At 71.5% G+C, this 16,759-nt stretch carries 16 protein-coding genes; 3 read left to right on the top strand and 13 right to left on the bottom strand.

Features of this window, described 5'->3' with window-relative positions:
- The first annotated feature begins 112 nt into the window (after positions 1-112).
- Together AC3WPZ_RS04335 and AC3WPZ_RS04330 are read left to right on the top strand one after the other, a co-directional pair.
- Positions 113-1,228: a porin gene (locus AC3WPZ_RS04335; RefSeq protein WP_444688858.1), complete on the top strand. Its 1,116-nt coding sequence runs from the start codon at positions 113-115 to the stop codon at positions 1,226-1,228.
- Between the two features lie 2 nt (positions 1,229-1,230).
- Complete coding sequence (locus tag AC3WPZ_RS04330; RefSeq protein ID WP_492438371.1) at positions 1,231-3,240, top strand: acetoacetate--CoA ligase; 2,010 nt, start codon at positions 1,231-1,233, stop codon at positions 3,238-3,240.
- A gap of 10 nt (positions 3,241-3,250) precedes the next feature.
- Here AC3WPZ_RS04330 and AC3WPZ_RS04325 read toward each other — a convergent pair whose 3' ends face one another.
- Positions 3,251-4,201 (bottom strand): LysR family transcriptional regulator, encoded by a 951-nt coding sequence (locus AC3WPZ_RS04325; RefSeq protein ID WP_382322453.1) that lies wholly within the window; start codon positions 4,199-4,201, stop codon positions 3,251-3,253.
- Between the two features lie 213 nt (positions 4,202-4,414).
- Here AC3WPZ_RS04325 and AC3WPZ_RS04320 point away from each other — a divergent pair, with 213 nt between their 5' ends.
- The gene (locus AC3WPZ_RS04320; protein WP_444688856.1) at positions 4,415-4,981 is read left to right on the top strand and encodes a DUF4148 domain-containing protein; all 567 of its coding nucleotides are present in this window, start codon (positions 4,415-4,417) and stop codon (positions 4,979-4,981) included.
- 79 nt (positions 4,982-5,060) lie between these two features.
- On the opposite strand, the gene AC3WPZ_RS04315 is transcribed toward AC3WPZ_RS04320, so the two are convergent.
- From AC3WPZ_RS04315 to AC3WPZ_RS04260, 12 genes are read right to left on the bottom strand one after another with little or no spacing between them, the layout of a single operon-like run.
- The gene (locus AC3WPZ_RS04315; protein WP_492438368.1) at positions 5,061-6,029 is read right to left on the bottom strand and encodes a zinc-binding dehydrogenase; all 969 of its coding nucleotides are present in this window, start codon (positions 6,027-6,029) and stop codon (positions 5,061-5,063) included.
- A complete protein-coding gene (locus AC3WPZ_RS04310) occupies positions 6,026-7,300 on the bottom strand; it encodes an MmgE/PrpD family protein (protein ID WP_492438366.1) in 1,275 nt (424 codons plus the stop codon). Before AC3WPZ_RS04310 ends, AC3WPZ_RS04315 begins: the two co-directional genes overlap by 4 nt.
- Positions 7,301-7,311: 11 nt before the next feature.
- A complete protein-coding gene (locus AC3WPZ_RS04305) occupies positions 7,312-8,274 on the bottom strand; it encodes a Bug family tripartite tricarboxylate transporter substrate binding protein (RefSeq protein ID WP_492438364.1) in 963 nt (320 codons plus the stop codon).
- Between the two features lie 28 nt (positions 8,275-8,302).
- Positions 8,303-9,175, bottom strand: coding sequence for a fumarylacetoacetate hydrolase family protein (locus tag AC3WPZ_RS04300; protein ID WP_492438362.1), 873 nt, complete (start codon positions 9,173-9,175; stop codon positions 8,303-8,305).
- Between the two features lie 10 nt (positions 9,176-9,185).
- Positions 9,186-9,977, bottom strand: coding sequence for a short-chain dehydrogenase/reductase (locus AC3WPZ_RS04295; protein ID WP_492438360.1), 792 nt, complete (start codon positions 9,975-9,977; stop codon positions 9,186-9,188).
- A 14-nt stretch (positions 9,978-9,991) separates the two neighbouring features.
- Positions 9,992-10,957: a Bug family tripartite tricarboxylate transporter substrate binding protein gene (locus AC3WPZ_RS04290; protein WP_492438358.1), complete on the bottom strand. Its 966-nt coding sequence runs from the start codon at positions 10,955-10,957 to the stop codon at positions 9,992-9,994.
- A 30-nt stretch (positions 10,958-10,987) separates the two neighbouring features.
- Positions 10,988-12,328, bottom strand: coding sequence for a metal-dependent hydrolase family protein (locus AC3WPZ_RS04285; RefSeq protein WP_492438356.1), 1,341 nt, complete (start codon positions 12,326-12,328; stop codon positions 10,988-10,990).
- 2 nt (positions 12,329-12,330) lie between these two features.
- Positions 12,331-13,176, bottom strand: a complete 846-nt coding sequence (locus tag AC3WPZ_RS04280; protein ID WP_492438354.1) for an alpha/beta fold hydrolase — start codon at positions 13,174-13,176, stop codon at positions 12,331-12,333.
- A 30-nt stretch (positions 13,177-13,206) separates the two neighbouring features.
- Positions 13,207-14,364, bottom strand: a complete 1,158-nt coding sequence (locus AC3WPZ_RS04275; RefSeq protein WP_492438352.1) for a CaiB/BaiF CoA transferase family protein — start codon at positions 14,362-14,364, stop codon at positions 13,207-13,209.
- Positions 14,361-15,173 (bottom strand): IclR family transcriptional regulator, encoded by an 813-nt coding sequence (locus tag AC3WPZ_RS04270; RefSeq protein ID WP_492438350.1) that lies wholly within the window; start codon positions 15,171-15,173, stop codon positions 14,361-14,363. Before AC3WPZ_RS04270 ends, AC3WPZ_RS04275 begins: the two co-directional genes overlap by 4 nt.
- The gene (locus tag AC3WPZ_RS04265) at positions 15,173-16,318 is read right to left on the bottom strand and encodes a thiolase family protein (protein ID WP_492438405.1); all 1,146 of its coding nucleotides are present in this window, start codon (positions 16,316-16,318) and stop codon (positions 15,173-15,175) included. Before AC3WPZ_RS04265 ends, AC3WPZ_RS04270 begins: the two co-directional genes overlap by 1 nt.
- Before the next feature lie 17 nt (positions 16,319-16,335).
- Positions 16,336-16,752, bottom strand: coding sequence for a Zn-ribbon domain-containing OB-fold protein (locus AC3WPZ_RS04260; RefSeq protein ID WP_492438348.1), 417 nt, complete (start codon positions 16,750-16,752; stop codon positions 16,336-16,338).
- Positions 16,753-16,759: the final 7 nt, after the last annotated feature.

The following is a 16,759-nucleotide window of genomic DNA, read 5'->3' as shown; positions in this document are numbered from 1 at the left end:
GGCTTCTGTTGCCCGAAAACGGCCGCAAGGCCCACCCAAGGCCCGGAGCACCCGCTCCGGAATCGCAACCGGCGCCACGCAGGCGCCACCACTGGCAAATGGAGCAAGCACTGTGAAACATTCGAAACTCGTTGGTCTGGCCTGCCTCGGCATGGTCGCGCTGAGCCCGCTCAGCGCCTTCGCGCAAACGGCCCCCGCGCCCACGTCCAGCGTCAGCCTCTATGGGGTGCTGGACATCGGCCTGAGCCGGGTGAGCAACGTCGGCGGCAGCGGCGTCACGCGCGTGGACGACGGCGTGTCCCAGGGCAGCCGCATCGGCTTTCGTGGGCGCGAAGACCTCGGTGGTGGTCTGGCCGCGATCTTCAACCTGGAGATGGGCGTGGCGACCGACAACGGCACGCTGCGCCAGGGCGGCCTGGCGTTCGGCCGCGCGGCCTTCGTCGGCCTGTCCGACCAGAAGCTGGGCCAGTTCACGGTGGGCCGCCAGTTCGACCAGATGGTGGGTGCCCTGCTGCGTTACCACCCGGGCTTCAACACCGGCATCTACGGCATGACGCCGGGCGACGCCGACCGCGTGGCCGGCGCCTGGCTGGACAACCAGATCACCTACGTGAGCCCCGACCTCGCCGGCTTCAAGGTCGCGGTGCAGCGCGCGCTCTCCGAAGGCGGCACCAGCGCGACCAATGCGGGCAACGCCTGGAGCGCCAGCGCGACCTACGGCAACGGCCCGTTCAACCTGGGCGTGGCCACCACCAGCATCCAGGGCCACACCGTGCGCCCGGGCAGCAGCTACGGCGTGTCGCAGTTCCTCGGCACCCCGCTGGCCACCGCGGCCACCGCCTTCGTGCTGCCCGAGTACCAGGCCACCGGCATCGGCGCCTCCTACGCCTTCGGGCCGGCCACCGTGGCGGCCCTGACCACGCGCTCGACGTTCGAGCTGGCCAACGGCGCCTCGGACGCGATGAAGACGGTCGGCCTCTCGCTGTCGTACAAGCTCGGCGAGCTGATCCTGTCCTCGGGCGTGCAGCGCGCCAAGCTGGAGTCTTCCGCCTGGACCACCGTGACGCTGGGCGCCGACTACTACCTCTCCAAGCGCACCGACGTGTACGTGACCTACAACGCGCGCAAGGCCTCGGGCCCGAACACGCGCGCGGTGCTGGTGACCAACGGCCCGTCGTCCGACGACAGCCAGAACGCGCTGCGCGTGGGCATCCGCCACCGCTTCTGATCATGGCGACCACCACCGCTTCGAACGCCCACCCCTTGCCGGACGGCGCCGGCGAGTTGCTCTGGTCGCCCACCGCCGAGCAGGTGCGGTCCAGCCGCCTGGCCCACTACCAGGCCTGGCTGGGCGAACACAAGGGCGTGCGCACCACGTCCTACGACGAGCTCTGGCGCTGGTCCACCGAAAACCTCGACGGCTTCTGGCAATCCATCTGGGAACACTTCGAGGTGGTGGCCGAGGGCAGCCCGCAACCCGTGCTCGGCGAGCGGCGAATGCCGCATGCGCAGTGGTTTCCGAATGCGCGCCTGAACTACGCCGAGCACATCTTCCGCAACGCCACCGCCGAGCGCCCCGCCATCCTCGCGCACGCCGAAGACGAACCCTTGCTGAGCCTCTCGTGGGCCTCGCTGGAGCGCGACACCGCCGCGCTCGCCGCCACCCTGCGCTCGCTCGGCGTCGGCCCCGGCGACCGCGTGGCCAGCTACCTGCCGAACCGGCCCGAGACGGTGATCGCCTTCCTGGCCTGCGCGAGCGTGGGCGCCATCTGGTCCAGCTGCGCGCCCGACATGGGGCCCACCGTGGTGCTGGACCGGTTGCGCCAGATCGAACCCAAGGTGCTGTTCGCCACCGACAGCTACCGCTACAACGGCAAGGCGCACGACCGCGCGCCCCAGGTCGAGAGCCTGCTCGCCGAACTGCCCAGCGTGCGGCACGTGGTGCACGTGCACGGCCCGGCGCACACCACCCGCGCCGTGGGCTGGCGCGACCGCCTGGACTGGTCCGAGTGCATCCAGCACGCGGCGGCGCCGCGCTACGAGCGGGTGCCCTTCGCGCACCCGCTCTGGATCGTGTACTCCTCCGGCACCACCGGCCTGCCCAAGGCCATGGTGCACAGCCACGGCGGCATCGTGCTCACGCACCTCAAGACCATGGCCCTGCAGCACGACCTGCGCGCGGGCGACCGGCTGCTGTTCCTGGGCAGCACGGGCTGGATCGTCTGGAACTGGCAGGTCGGCGCGCTGCTCACGGGCGCCTCCATCGTGCTCTACGACGGCAACCCCAGCTGGCCGGACACCCAGGCGCTCTGGCGCTTCCTCGACGAACAGGGCGTCACCCTGTTCGGCTGCGGCGCGGCCTTCCTCATCAACGCCATGAAGGACGGCCTGCGGCCGCGCGACTTCTGTTCGCTCCAGCACCTGCGCGCCATCAACGCCACCGGTTCGCCCCTGCCCATCGATGCCTACCGCTGGGTCTACAGCGCGGTCAAACCCGACGTCTGGCTCGCCTCGATCAGCGGCGGCACCGACATCGCGGCCGGCTTCGTGGCCTGCGCGCCCTCGCTGCCGGTGCACGCGGGCGAGATCCAGTGCCCCGAACTGGGCGTGGCCGCCCAGGCCTACAACGACGCGGGCCAGCCGGTGGTCAACGAGGTGGGCGAGCTGGTCATCACCCAGCCCATGCCTTCCATGCCGGTCTTCTTCTGGAACGACCCGGACGGCCGGCGCTACCGGGAAAGCTACTTCGACACCTTCCCCGGCGTCTGGCGCCACGGCGACTGGATCCGCTTCACCGAGCGCCGCACCTCGGTGATCTACGGCCGCTCCGACAGCACCATCAACCGCTTCGGCATCCGCATGGGCACCGCCGAGATCTACCGGGTGGTGGAAGAGCTGCCCGAGGTGCGCGACAGCATGGTGGTGGACCTGGAGTACCTCGGCCGGCCCTCCTTCATGCCCCTGTTCGTGGTGCTGCAGCCGGGCCTGGCGCTGGACGGGGCGCTCAAGGCGCGCATCGTCGAGCAGATCCGGTCGAAGGCCTCTTCGCGGCACGTGCCCAACGAGGTGCTGCAGGTGGCCGACATCCCGCGCACGCTCAGCGGCAAGAAGATGGAGGTGCCGGTGCGCAAGCTGCTGCTCGGCGCGCCACCCGACCAGGTGGCCAGCCCCGATGCCATGCAGAACCCGGGCAGCTTCGACTTCTTCGTCGACTACGCGAAAAAGAGGGTGCCCACCTGAACCGCGCGACCTAGACCGCCAGACTGGCCTCGGCAGGTGTGCAGGTGGTGAGCGCGCTGCCCACGCGGGCACGGGTCTGCTCGACGAGGTAGTCCAGGAACACCTCGGTGCGGCGCGGCATGAACTTGCGGCTGGGCAGGGCCGCGTACATCGTCAGCCGGTCGGTGATCCAGGGGTTGAGCACGCGCACCAGCTCGCCGCTTTCGATGAAGGGCGCGGCCAGGCCGATGGCGCAGGCACCGATGCCGGCGCCATCGAGCGCGGCGTGCATCAGGGTGTCGGGGTGGTTGACCCAGAGCACGGGCCGCACCTCGATGTCGACGAAGCGGGCTTCGTCCGTCTCGTGCAGCAGGCGCCAGCTGCGGCCCCGGCCCACCGCAGCCCTGTAGCGCAGGCAGTCGTGTTGCGCCAGGTCCTCGGGCCGCGCGGGCGTGCCCTTGCGCTGGAGATAGGCGGGCGAGGCCAGCAGCACGGTGACGCTGGAGAGCACCTTGCGCGCGATCACGTTGGCGTCGAACGAGGCGGGCGTACCCATGAGCGTGATGTCGTAGTCCTGGATCGGCGGCTCGCGGTGCGACTCCACGTCGATGTCGAGCAGGATCTTGGGGTAGGCCTGCCGAAAGCCGCTGACCAGGGGCGCGAGCACGTGCGTGGCGAGCACGGGTGGCGCCAGCAGGCGCAGCACGCCCGCGAGTTCGCTGGTCTGCGAGCTCACCAGCGCGTGCGCTTCGTCGAGCTCCTGCAGGATCACGCGCACCCGGTCGAGGTAGTTCTCGCCCGCGTCGGTGAGGGAGACGCGGCGCGTCGTGCGGTGCAGCAGGCGGGTGCCCAGGTGGTCTTCCAGATCGGCCACCAGTCGCGTGACCACGGCGGGCGACAGGTCGAGCGCCCGGGCGGCGGCCGCGAAGCCGCCTTCGTCGGTCACTTTCTGAAAAACACGCATTGAAGTCAGACGGTCCATGAGACCCAATTTAAAGGGTTTTCCCGGAGAAATTTGCCCTCATTGTTGCCAATTCAGCAATACATAAAGCCTTCCAGTGCTGTTTTTCTTCTGATTCAGAAACTTTACATTTCATCCCATCGATGCACGCAAACCCCTCCGCAGAGGCATCGAAGCCGGCCAGACCGCACAACGGACCGACCGGCATGTTCAACCCTCTCCAAGGAAACTGTCATGAAAAAGCTGTCTGTTGTTGCCATCGCCCTCTCCACCCTCGTTGCCGGCCACGCCTTCGCCGCCGATGCCTCCGTGGGCAAGACCCGCGAACAAGTCCGCGCCGAACTGATCCAGGCCCAACGCAACGGTGACCTGATCGCCGACGGCCAAACCGGTGCCCGTTACAAGGACCTCGCCCCCCACCTCTACGCCCAGCCCGTGGCCGTGAGCAAGAGCCGCGCTGAGGTGAAGGCCGAGCTGGCCGAAGCCATCCGCACCGGTGACATCGTGGCCGACGGCCAGACCGGCGCCAAGGCCAACGAGCTGTTCCCCGCCCAGTACGCCCAAGCCCGCGCCGACAAGGCCGTGGCCGCCACCGCCGCCGTGGGCAAGACCCGCGCCGAAGTGAAGGCCGAAGTGGCCGAAGCCATCCGCACGGGCGACTACGTGATCGACGGCCAGACCGGTGTCAAGGCCAACGAACTGTTCTCCGGCCAATACGCCCAGCCGGTGCTGGCCGACAGCAAGGCACGGGGTGACGTGCGCGCCGAACGCGTGGAATCGCGCAGCAGCAACGGCGGCTAAACCGCGGTTCTGACCACGCCCCCTGGCCGATGGCCGCCGATGGACGATCCGTCCACGGCGGCCATCGGCTTTTTCGGGTTCACATCGCGAGCACCAGCTTGCCGAAATGCGCGTTGGCGCCCATGCAGGCCAGCGCTTCGGCGACCTCGCCGAGCGCGAACGTGCGGTGGATGGGCAGGCGCAGCTGACCGGCCGCCACCGCGTCCCACAGGTCTTCGCGCACGCGGCGGCTGATCTCGCGCACCTCCTCCACCGAGCGGGTGCGAAAGCTCACGCCCACGTACTGGATGCGCTTCAAGGCGTGCAGCTCGAAGTCGAACTCGCCCCGGTCACCGCCCAGCCGGCCGACGTTGACGATGCGGCCCTGCACGCGCGCCGCCTTCAGGTTGGCGTTCGCCACCGAGGCCGAGACCTGGTCGACGATCAGGTGCACGCCCTGGCCTTGTGTCGCTTCGATCACCTGCTCGGCCCAGGCCGGGTCGCTGGTGTCGATGGCCCGATCGGCGCCCCAGGCCTGGAGCTGTTCGAGCCGCGAACGCTGGGTCGAGGTGCCCAGCACGGTCGCGGCGCCCAGGTGTTTCGCGATCTGCAGGCCCATCAGGCCCACGGCCGAACTGGCGCCCTGGATCAGCACGCTTTCACCTTTCCGCAGCCGCCCGTGGGTGACGAGGGCGTCGTGCATGGTCTGCAGCGCCACGGGCAGCGTGGCGCCCTGTTCGAAGCTCAGGTGCTCGGGCAGCGGGTAGACCCGCCCCCAGTCGGTGACGGCGTACTCGGCGTGCGCCGCGCGCCCCGAGCCCATGACCCGGTCGCCCGGCCGCAGGTGCGGCACCTCAGGGCCGACTTCCACGACCTCACCGGCGAACTCCAGGCCCATCGGGCTGCCCGGCCCGCCCACGCTGCCATGGTGCTGCCCGGCCGCGACCGCGAGGTCGATGCGGTTGAGCGCGCTGGCGCGCACGCGCACCAGCACCTCGTGGGACAAGGGGTGGGGCGTGGGAAGGTCGCGGATCCGGACGCCGGCCTCGGTGACCACGGCTGCTTTCATGCATGAACTCCTGTGGGGGTATCCAACATTGCCGCGACCTCGCGCCGCAGGGCGGCGAGCGCCGACGGCGAACCGTCGAGGCAGTCGAGCAGCTTGGCCTCGAACGCCGCCGCGCTGAGCGGCGACTCGGGCGATCCTGGAAAGAACAACACGGGCGCGCTCTGCAGCGCGCTGCCGTCGGCGAGCGCGCAGCGGGCCGTCACCACGCCGTCGCCCAGCGCGGTGGCGGTGGGACCGCTCTCGATCACCGTCACGCGGCGGCGCGCGGCCAGCAGGTCCGGCCGCTGCAGGCTCGGGTCCTCGAAATGCCGCCGCGCGACCTCGCCGTCCACCAGCGCCACCGCGATCAGGTGCTCGGCGCAGAACCTTGCTTCGTTGCCGTTGGTGGGCGGTGCCGCGCGCAAGGGCCGCAGCGTGCCGGTCTGCGCCGTGACGGTGACCGCCTCGAACGCGCGCCCGCCGAGTTGCCGGTGCAGGTCCAGCGCGGCGGCGATGAGGCGGTGGGCGCCGTAACAACAAGCAAAACCTTTGCGCGCGACATCGACCGTGAAGGCCTCGTCGCCCGGCGCGTCGAGGCCCTCCGCAGCCCCCCCATACAGCGCGAGGAAACCGCCCGGGCCGAAGGGGTCCGCCGGGCCCTGGAGGCCCGCGCGCGCCCACAGCGCCGAGCGCACGCCCGCGGCCGCGGCCAGGCCGGCCTGCAAGGGCTTGGCCATGGAGCCGAAGCTCTTCTGCAGGCCGCTGGCCTGGCACAGCGCGAGGGCGATGGCGTTCACCGCCACCTCGGAAGGCGCGCGCCCCAGGCGGGCCACGGCGGCGGCCGCCGCCACGGGGCCGATGGTGCTGGTGGCATGCCAGCCCGCCGCGTAGTGCGCGGGCCCGAGCGCCCGGCCCAGCCGCCGCGCCACGCGCAGGCCGGCGAGGTAGGCCGCCACCATGTCCTGCGGCGCGGGCCGTTCGGCGGCGGTCCGCGCGACCGCGATCAGGGCCGGCACCACCACCGCGCTGAGGTGCACCACGCTGGCGAGCTGCACGTCGTCGAAGTCCAGCGCGTGCGCGGCCGTGGCCTGCCGCAGCGCGGCGTGCTCGGCCAACGCGGGGTGTTCGCCGTGGCAGGCCGTCAGCTTGCGCACCACCGGCTCGTGTCGCCCGGCGTGGGCCACCGCGAGCGTGTCGAGAAAACTGTCGGCCACGTCGGTGCGCAGCGCGGCCTCCAGCGGCGGCGTGGCGGTGGCCAGGCGGCCGAGCGCGGGCAGCAGGTCCGGGCCCATGCGAACGCGGGCTACTGGGCCTGCAGGCCCGTGGTCTGCACGATCTTGCGGAAGTTGGCCTCGGAGGCCGCCACCTCCTCGGCAAACTCCTTCGGCCCCGCGTGCGCCACCTCCAGGTAGAGCTGGGTCAGGCGCTCCTTGATCTTCGGGTCTTCCAGCGCGGCGCGGAAGGCCGCCGACAGCGCCTCGCGCCGCGCCAGCGGCGTGCGCGCGGGCGCCAGGATGCCGTACCAGCCATCGACCGCGTAACCGGGCACGAACTCGCCGATGGTGGGCAGCTCGGGCGCGAGCGGGGACCGCTGGCGGGTCGCGATGCCGAGCACGCGCACCTTGCCCGACTGGATGTGGGGGTTGAGCGAATCGGTGGTGACGCTGACCTGCATCTTCACCTGGTGGGTGATCAAGGCGGTGGTGACCTCCGACGAGCCTTTGTACGGCACGTGCAGCATGGGCACCTTGGCCAGCTTCTCCAGCAGCACGGCCGCGATGTGACCACCCGTGTTGATGCCGGAGTTGGCGCATTCGATGGGCTGGGGCAAGGTGCGCGCATAGGCCAGGAACTCCGGCAGGGTCTTGGCCGGCACGCTGTCGTTGACCATCAGGAAGTTGGGGCCGTTGCCCACCCGGCAGACCGGATCGAAGTCCTTGGTGGGGTCGTAGGTCGCGGCCTTCTGCAACATGGGCAGGGTCACGAAGCCCCAGTTGTAGAACAGCACCGTGTCGCCATCGGGCGGCGCCGACTGCACGTAGCGCGTCGCGATCAGCGCGCCGCCGCCCGGCCGGTTCTCGGTGATGACGGGCCGGCCCAGCGTGCGCGCCATGTGCTCGCCGAGCAGGCGCGAGGCCGTGTCCGACTGGCCACCGGCCGCGTAGGGCAGCACGATGCGCACGGGCCGCTCCTGGGCGAACGCGGGCCAGGCGCCGGCCACGGCGGCGGCCCCACCCAAGGTCTTCAAAGTCTGTCGACGGTCCATGATGCGGTTCTCCTGGTTAAAGGGGCACTCAGCGCTCGTCTTCGATGGCGTTGCGCAGCGTGCCGATGCCTTCGATCTCCACCTCGATCACGTCGCCGTGGCGCATCCACAGCGGCGGTGTGCGCGCGACGCCCACGCCGGCGGGCGTGCCCATCACGATCACGTCCCCGGGCTCCAGCGTCATGCACTCGCTGAGCAGCTCGATGGTTTCCTGCACGCCGAACAGCATGTCGGCGGTGTTGGCCTGCTGCACGGTCTGGCCGTTGAGCCGCGCCGCGATGCCCAGGCCGGTCGCGCCGGGCGGCAGCTCGTCGGCGGTCACCAGCACCGGGCCGAAGGCGCCCGTGGCGTCGAAGTTCTTGCCGACGGTCCACTGCGGCGTGCGGCGCTGGTAGTCGCGCACCGAGATGTCGTTGAAGCAGCTGTAGCCGAACACCGCGTCCAGCGCGGCCGCGCCCCGGGCGTGGCGGATGCGCCGGCCGATCACCAGCGCGAGCTCGGCCTCGTAGTCGAACTGTTCGGACACGCGCGGGCGCAGCGCGGGCTGGCCGTGGCCCAGCAGCGAACTCGCGCCGCGCAGGAAGAACCAGGGGTAGGCCGGCCGGTCGCGGCCGCCCTCCTTCGCGTGGTCGGCGTAGTTCAGGCCCAGGCACACCACCTTGCCGGGCCGGGGGACCAGCGGGGCGAACTCGATGCCGGCCAGCGGCACGGCCCGGGCCGTGGCCGAAGCGGCGGCGCGGGCGAACGCGGGCGCGTCCAGCCCCAGGGCCAGCGCGGCGCCGAGATCGGCCGGGATGCGCGGGTCGGCCTGGTGCAGGTCCACCACCTGCTCGGTGCCGTCGCGAGAGACGACCGCGCCCAGCCGGATGCCATCCGGCGTGTGAAAGGAAACCAGTTTCATGTGTTGAAGCTCAGGGGTTGGGCTTGGGCGGCCGTTTGCCGCCGCCGCCATCGATGGTGTGGATGGAGCCGCTGATGTACGCGGCCCGGGGCGAAGCGAGGAACACGATCAGGTCGGCCACCTCGTCGGGCGAGGCGGGCCGGCCCAGGGGCAATTCGTCGAACAGCTCCTGGTGGCGCTGCTCGTCGCCCCAGCGGCGCACGGCCTCGGCGCGCTTGAGCCGGCGCGAGCGCTCGGTGTCGACCGAGCCCGGGTTCACGCCCAGCACGCGGATGCCGTCGAACAGGCTCATGGAGCCGAGCGAGCGCGTCACGCTCATGAGCGCCGCGTTGCCCGCCGCGCCCGCGATGTAGCCGAAGTTCGCGGTCTCGCCGGCCTGGCCGATGTTGTTGACGATCACACCGCCGCCGCCACGCCCGCGCATGTGTTCGTAGACCGCGCGCATGAGGTTGATGTAGCCGAAGACCTTGAGGTCCCAGCCCTGGCGCCAGCGCGCCTCGTCCACCTGCGACAGCGTGCCGCCGGGGATGTCGCCGGCGTTGTTCACCAGCACGTCCACGTCGGCCAGCGCATCGGCCAGCGCGCCGATGCCGGCGCCATCGCTCAGGTCGGCCGCGCGCACGGCCACGCGCACGCCGTGCGCGCCCCGCAGCTCCCCGGCCAGGCCCTCGAGCGCCGCGCCGTCCCGCGCGAGCAGCACCAGGTTCGCCCCTTCGCGCGCGAAGGCGCGCGCGATCGCGGCGCCGATGCCGCGCGAGGCACCGGTCACCGCCACTTTTTTTCCATGCAGATGCAGGTCCACGGCAGGCTTTCCCGTCAGTCTTTGGTGATCTTGGATTCGCGCACCACCTCGGTCCACTTCTTCGTGTCGGCCTCGATGGCTTTGGCCAGCCCCTCGGGGTTGCTCGCGACCAGGGTCACGCCACGGTCCGCCGCCAGCCGCTGCAGCTCGGGCGTCTTGAGCGCGCGCACGATGTGCTCGTTGAGCTTGGCCTGCACGTCGGCGGGCAGGCGGGGCGGGGCGATCAGGCCGATCCAGTTGCTGGCCTCGAAGCCCTTGATGACGCTGGCGATCGGCGGAATCTCGGGCGCCAGCGGCTGGGGCGTGGCGCTGGCCACGCCCAGCGCCTTGAGCCGGCCCGACTTGATGAGCGGGATCGCCGCCGGCAAGGTCTCGAACATGAACTGCACCTCGCCCGCGAGCAGGCCCTGCAGCGCCGGGCCGCTGCCGTTGTAGGGCACGTGCGTGATCTTGGTGCCCGCCGCCATGTTCAGCAGCGAGCCTTCGAGGTGGCCGCTGGAGCCGTTGCCCTGCGAGGCGAAGTTCAGGTTCGCGGCGCTGGCCTTCAGGTACGCCGGCAGTTCGGCCAGGCTGTTGACCGGCACGCTGCTGTTGGCCACGAGCACGTTGGCGAAGGTCACCGCCTGGGTCAGGGGCGTGAGTTCCTTCGGCTGGTAACCCAGGTCCTTGTAGATGATGGGGTTGATGGTCAGCGTGCTCATCGGCACCGAGCCGATGGTGTAGCCGTCGGGCTGGGCGCGCGCCACGTAGGCCGTGCCGATGGCGCCGTTGGCACCGGGCTTGTTCTCGACGATGACGGGCGTGCCCAGGGACTCGCTCATCTGGCGCGCGATGGCGCGCGCCAGCAGATCGCCCAGGCCGCCGGGCGGGTAGGGATTCACGATGGTGATGGCCTTGCCGGCCGTCGGGAACTGGGCCATCGCGGCGCCGCTGGCCGCGACCAGCGCGCAGGCCAATGCCAATTTCAGGGTGTGTCTCATCGGGGTTCTCCTTGTAGGTGTGAAAACGGCTCAGGTGCCGTGGACCATGTCCCAGGTGAGCTCGCTGGCCGAGACGGCCATCGTTCTCTCCCAGGCCCAGCGCTCGATGCGGTCGGGATCGGCTTGCAGGTCCACCGCCTTGCCCGACTTGAAGACCGCGCGGATCGCGCTCTTGCGCTGCAGCAGCCGGATGTCGCGCGAGGGGTCGCCCGCGACCACCAGCACGTCGGCCCACCAGCCGCTCTGCAGCGTGCCCACCTGCCCCGGGTCGACCGTGAAGCCGGCGTTGCGCGTGGCGCAGGTGATCGCCTCCAGCGGTGTCATGCCCAGGCGGTCGACAAAGATCTCCAGTTCGCGCGCGTGCCATTCGCCGAACGGCGTGATGGCGAAACCGGTGTCGGTGCCGGTGATCAGCTGCACGCCCAGTTCGCGCGCGTGGCCCAGCGCCTCGATCGCGGTCTCGTAGTTGCGGCGCAGGCGCTCGATGCGCGCCGGCGAGCAGCCCGCGAGGTGGCCCCAGTCCGCGATGTTGGCGAGAAAGGTGAGCGTGGGGCAGAGCGGGATGCCGCTCTCGGCCAGGCGCTCGCAGTGCTCGCGGGTCATGTAGTCGCCGTGCATGATCCAGTCCATGCCGGCGTCGATGCAGTCGTGCACCGCCACGCCGCTGCGCGCGTGCGCGGCCACGCGCTTGCCCAGGCGGTGCGCCTCGTCGACGATGACCATCAACTCCTCGCGCCGGAACGCCGGCACGCTGCCGCCGCCCGGGGTCAGCGTGGCCGACTCGCCGCTGGCCGCGACCTTGATGAAGTCCACGCCGTTCTTCGCCTGGCGGCGCACCTCGGTGAGCATCGCCGAGGCATCGAAGGTCTGGGCGCCCACGCCCGAGGGGAGCTCGCCGACCCAGGCCGGGAAGTAGTCGGCCAGGCCGGTGTGGGTCGTGAGGTAGCGCCCGGCCGCGCTCATGCGCGGGCCGGGCACGATGCCGGCGCGGATCGCGTCGCGCACCGCCACCGCGATGTTCCAGCTGCCGCCGGGGTCGCTGATGGAGGTGACGCCCGCGCGCAGCACCTTGCCCGCGTGCCAGCCGGCGCGCAGCGCGCGGTACTCGGCCGAAGCGTACAGGTCCTGCTCCTCGATGGTGCGCGCGTCGCCGTAGCTCAGGTGGCAGTGGGCGTCGATCAGGCCGGGCATGACCGTGCAGCCGGTGGCGTCGAGCGCCACGGTGGCGCCCTCGGGCAGTGGTTCGGCCCCGGGGCCGGCCAGCTGCACGCGCCCCACGCGGCCGGCGTCCATCTCCAGCCAGGCCAGCGGGCGCGGCGGCGCGCCGGTGCCGTCGATCAGCTGGCCGTTGACGATGCAGCGGGCGGCCATGGTCAACGCACCTCCACGCCGGGGATGGCCTGGCGGCCGAGCGAGCCGTCGAGGAAGGCATCGAGCAGCCGGTTGAAGGCCTCGGGCTGTTCCAGGTAGGGCGTGTGCGCCGTGCCCGCGATCAGCGCGAGCCGGCTGCCGGCCAGCAGCGCGTGCGCCTGCCCGCCGATGGCCGGCGGCACCACCGGATCCACGTCGCCCCAGACCAGCAGCTTGGGCAGGTCCAGCGCGGCCAGCGCCGGGCCGGCGAGGTCGTCGTCGAGCCGCTGCGCGATGTAGCGGCCCAGCGCCGCCAGCGACTCGGCCGCGCCCGGCGAGTTGTTGACGCGGTATTCCTCGTCGATCAACTCGGGGGTCACCAAGGCCTGGTCGCGCACCACGCGCGTGAACTTCATCGCGATCGCCTCGCGCGTCTGGTTGCCGGCGCCGCCGCCGATGCGCGCGCGCAGCTCGTCGCCCAGCGGTGCCAGGCCCATGCTGCCCACCAGCACCAGGCCGCGCAGGGCCTGCGGCCGGGCCACCGCCAGGCGCGCGGCCACGTGGCCGCCGAGCGAGGTGCCCACCAGCACCACGGGCTCGCCATCGAAGGTGTCGGCGATGAAGCGGCCCACGAACTCGGCATAGGCCGGCACGCTGCAGGACACGCCAGCACCCTTTTGCGCGAAGCCGTGGCCGGGCAGGTCGATGGCGAACGCGCGCCGGCCCGCGGCCGCCTGCGCATCGAGGTTCATCGCCCAGCGGTCCGCGCGCGTGGCCGTGCCATGCACAAAGACGACGGGGGTTCCGGCCGCACCGGCCTGGAGCACGCGGCTGACGACACCGTCAACCGCCACGGGATAGGAAATCATCGAAAGACCTTTTGCTTGAATGAAAAAAAATCAGCCCAGCCAGTCGCTGGCGACCTCGGTGGTGTGTTGCCCCAACCAGGGCGGGAAGCGCGATGGGGCCGCCGGCTCGCCCTCGAAGCGGATCGGGTTGCCCGCCACGCGGATCTGGCGCGCGGGATCCTGCTCGTCGGTGAGCGGCATCACCATGCCGCGCGCGCCCGCGTGCTCGCTGGACAGCGCCGCGTCCAGCGTGTTCACCAGCCCGGCCGGCACGTTGACCGCCAGCAGGCGCTCCACCCACTCGCGCGCGGGCCGCGCGAGGAAGGCGGCGTCGAGCACGGCCCACAAGGCCTCGCGGTGCTGGAAGCGGTCCGCGTTGCTCGCGTAGCGCGGGTCGGTCAGCAGGTCGGCGCAGCCCAGCACGCGCGCCATCTCGCGCCACATCGACTCGGTGTTGGCGGTGACCACCACGCTCGCGCCGTCGCCCGCGGCGAAGGCGCGGTAGGTGGGGATCGAATCGTGGGCCCGGCCCTGCGGCCCCGGCACCACGCCCGAATGCAGGTGGTAGGCGGCCTGGTAGCTGAGCATGGAGAGCTGGCAGTCGAGCATGGCCACGTCCACCCAGCGCCCCTGGCCCGTGGTGCGCGCCTCGTGCAGCGCCGACAGGATGCCGATCACGCCGAACAGCCCGGCCGAAATGTCGGCCAGCGGAATGCCCGAGCGCACCGGCTGCTGGCCCGGTTCGCCGGTGAGGCTCATGCCGCCCGAGAGGGCCTGCACCATCATGTCGTAGGCCGGCCAGTCGCGCCACGGGCCGGTCTGGCCGAAGCCGCTGATGGAGCACCACACCAGGCCGGGCCGCTCGGCCGCGAGGTCTTCGTAGCGCAGGCCCAGGCGCTCCAGCACGCCGGGCTTGAAGTTCTCCACCACCACGTCGGCCGTGAGCGCGAGCGCGCGGATGCGCTCCAGGTCCACCGGGTTCTTCAGGTCGGCCACCACGCTGCGCTTGTTGCGGTTCACGCTCAGGTAGTACACGCTGTCCTCGCCGACGAAGTGCGGCGGGATGGTGCGCGAGAGCTCGCCCGCGGGCGGCTCGACCTTCACCACGTCGGCCCCCAGGTCGCCCAGCACCATGGTGCCGAACGGGCCCGAGAGGAATTGGGTGAAGTCCAGCACGCGCAGGCCGTGCAAAGGTCCAGCGTGGCTCATGCGCGCCGCCCTCCGGGTCGCCGCACCGCCACGGCCTGGGCCTGCTCGCCCGGGTAACCGAGCGCGCGCGAAAGCGCCAGCGCCTGCTGCACCGCCGCCGAGGCCAGCTTCTTCTGCATCGCGGGCTGGTAACGCACCTCGGGCACCGTGAAGCCGAAGCTGCCGCACACCGCCGAGGAGGCGTCGAACACCGGCGCGAAGACGCCCACCGCGCCCTTGATGCGCTGCCCGAAGGTCTGCGCGTAACCGTCGGCGCGGATCTGCTTCAGGGCCTCGGGCAGGCGGGCCAGCGCGGCGCGGTCCAGCAGCGCGCCAGCGGCGGTTTCGGCGCGCACGATCTCGGCGCGGTGCACGTCGTCGAGCCAGGCCAGGATGGACAGGCCCGAGGCGCCCACCACCAGGCTGAACGGCGTGTCCATGGGCACGCGGTAGTCCAGCATGTGGCTGCAGGGCGCGGTGGCGGCGAAGGTCATGCGGCCGCTGCCCGCGTCCAGCAGGCAGAGGTAGGCCGATTCGTCGGCGGCGCGCATCGCGGCGGCGAGGAAGGGCCGCGCCACCGTGCGGATCGGCATGCGGTTGACCACCATCGCGGCCATGCGGAAGAAGTCCGGGCCGGGGCGGAAGGCGCGGGTCAGGTCGTCGCGCTCCACCATGCCCTCTTCGGCCAGCATTTCGAGCAGGCGGTGCATGGTCGACAGGGGCAGGTTGAGCTGGTCGGACAGCTCCTTCATCGTGGGCTCGCCCTGCGCCTGCGCGATCGCGCGCAGCACCATGAGCACGCGCGCGGTGGTGCCGGTTTCTCGTTCCATCAGTCCATGCTCCCGAAAACGTTGATGCAGCAGGCGCCGTGGTCGAAGCCCGCGGTGCCGCCGCCCGTGACGTGGGTGAGGCCGCGCCGCGCGCCGCGCACCTGGCGCGCGTCGGCGCGGCCCTGCAGCTGGCGCACGATCTCCACGATCTGGGCCGCGCCGCTGGCGCCCACCGGGTGCCCCTTGGACAGCAGGCCGCCGCTGGGGTTGACCACCACCCGGCCGCCGAGCGAGGTGGCGCCTTCGTGCAGCAGGCGCGGCGCCTCGCCGCTCGCGCACAGGCCCAGCGCCTCGTAATACAGCAGCTCGGCCACGCTGAAGGCGTCGTGGCACTCGAGCACGTCGATGTCCGCCGCGCCCAGGCCCGCCTCTTCGTACACCTCGGCGGCGCAGCGCACCGTGATCTCGGGCGAGGTCATGTCGCGAAAGCCGCTGGTGTAGCGGCCCGAGGCGAGGTGGCTGCCGAGCACGCGCACGCGCGGCGGTCCCGGCCGGTGGCGGTCGTCGCCCGGGCCGAGCACCACGGCGGCGGCACCGTCGTTCGCCGGGCAGCACTGCAGCAGGGTGATGGGGTCGGCAATCGGGCGCGAGGCCAGCACCTGCTCGATGGTCACCGGCTCGCGGTACTGCGCGTAGGGCGTGAGCGCGCCGTGGCGGCGCGATTTCACCGACACGGCGGCCAGGTCCTTCGGCGTGTAACCGTGCTCGTGCAGGTAGCGGTTCGCGCGCATTGCGTAGAGCGCGGGCATCACCATGCCGTTGGCCACCTCGTGGTCCTCGTGGTCCAGCGGCAGGGTGCCGCCGCCCAGGGCCGAGAGTTTTTCCACGCCCACCACCACCGCGTAGTCGATCAGGCCGCTGCCGATGGCGATCACCGCTTCGTGGAAGGCGGTGGCGCTCGACGAGCAGGCGTTCTCCACGTTGACCACGGCGATGCCGCTCAGGCCGGTTTCGCGCGCGACCCGCTGGCCCGCCATCCAGCCGCCCAGGGCCGAACCGCAGTACAGCTTCTGGACGCGCTCGCGCGCCAGGCCCGACTCGCGCAGCGCCTCCAGCACGGCCGGCTGGGCCAGGCGCGGCAGGGTCAGGTCGGGGTACTTGCCGAAGGGCACGATGCCGGTGCCGATCACGTCCACCGGCCGCAGGTTCTGGATGCCGGTGCTCATGCCGCCCCCAGGAAGTAGTGGAAGCCGGCGGCGCCGTCAGCGAGGGACTGCACCCGCAGGCGCACGGGCGCGCCGAAGGCCCAGTCCACCTCGGGGTCGAGCTTGGCGAAGACGCGCACGTCGCCCTCGAAGTCGGCGTAGCCCACGAGGTACGGGGTCTGCCAATGGGGCGGCGCGATGTGCACGCGCGTGAAGCTGTAGAGCGTGCCGGGGCCCGAGAGCGCCTCGCCGGTGCAGGCCTCTGACGCGCAGAACGGGCAGCGCGGCGCGGGCGGAAACACGGCGCGCTGGCAGTCCGCGCAGCGGCTGGCACGCAGCGACCACACGCCGTCGGCTTCGACGACCTGGGCCGGTCCCACGGTGGCGCCGTGGTGCGCCGGCCGGGCCGGCGAGGGAGAAAGAGAGCGATTCATTCAGGTT

It is taken from the genome of Hydrogenophaga sp. FW305-3-2-15-A-LB1, from assembly GCF_058787875.1.
This window is presented reverse-complemented; position numbering and strand designations above follow the sequence as displayed.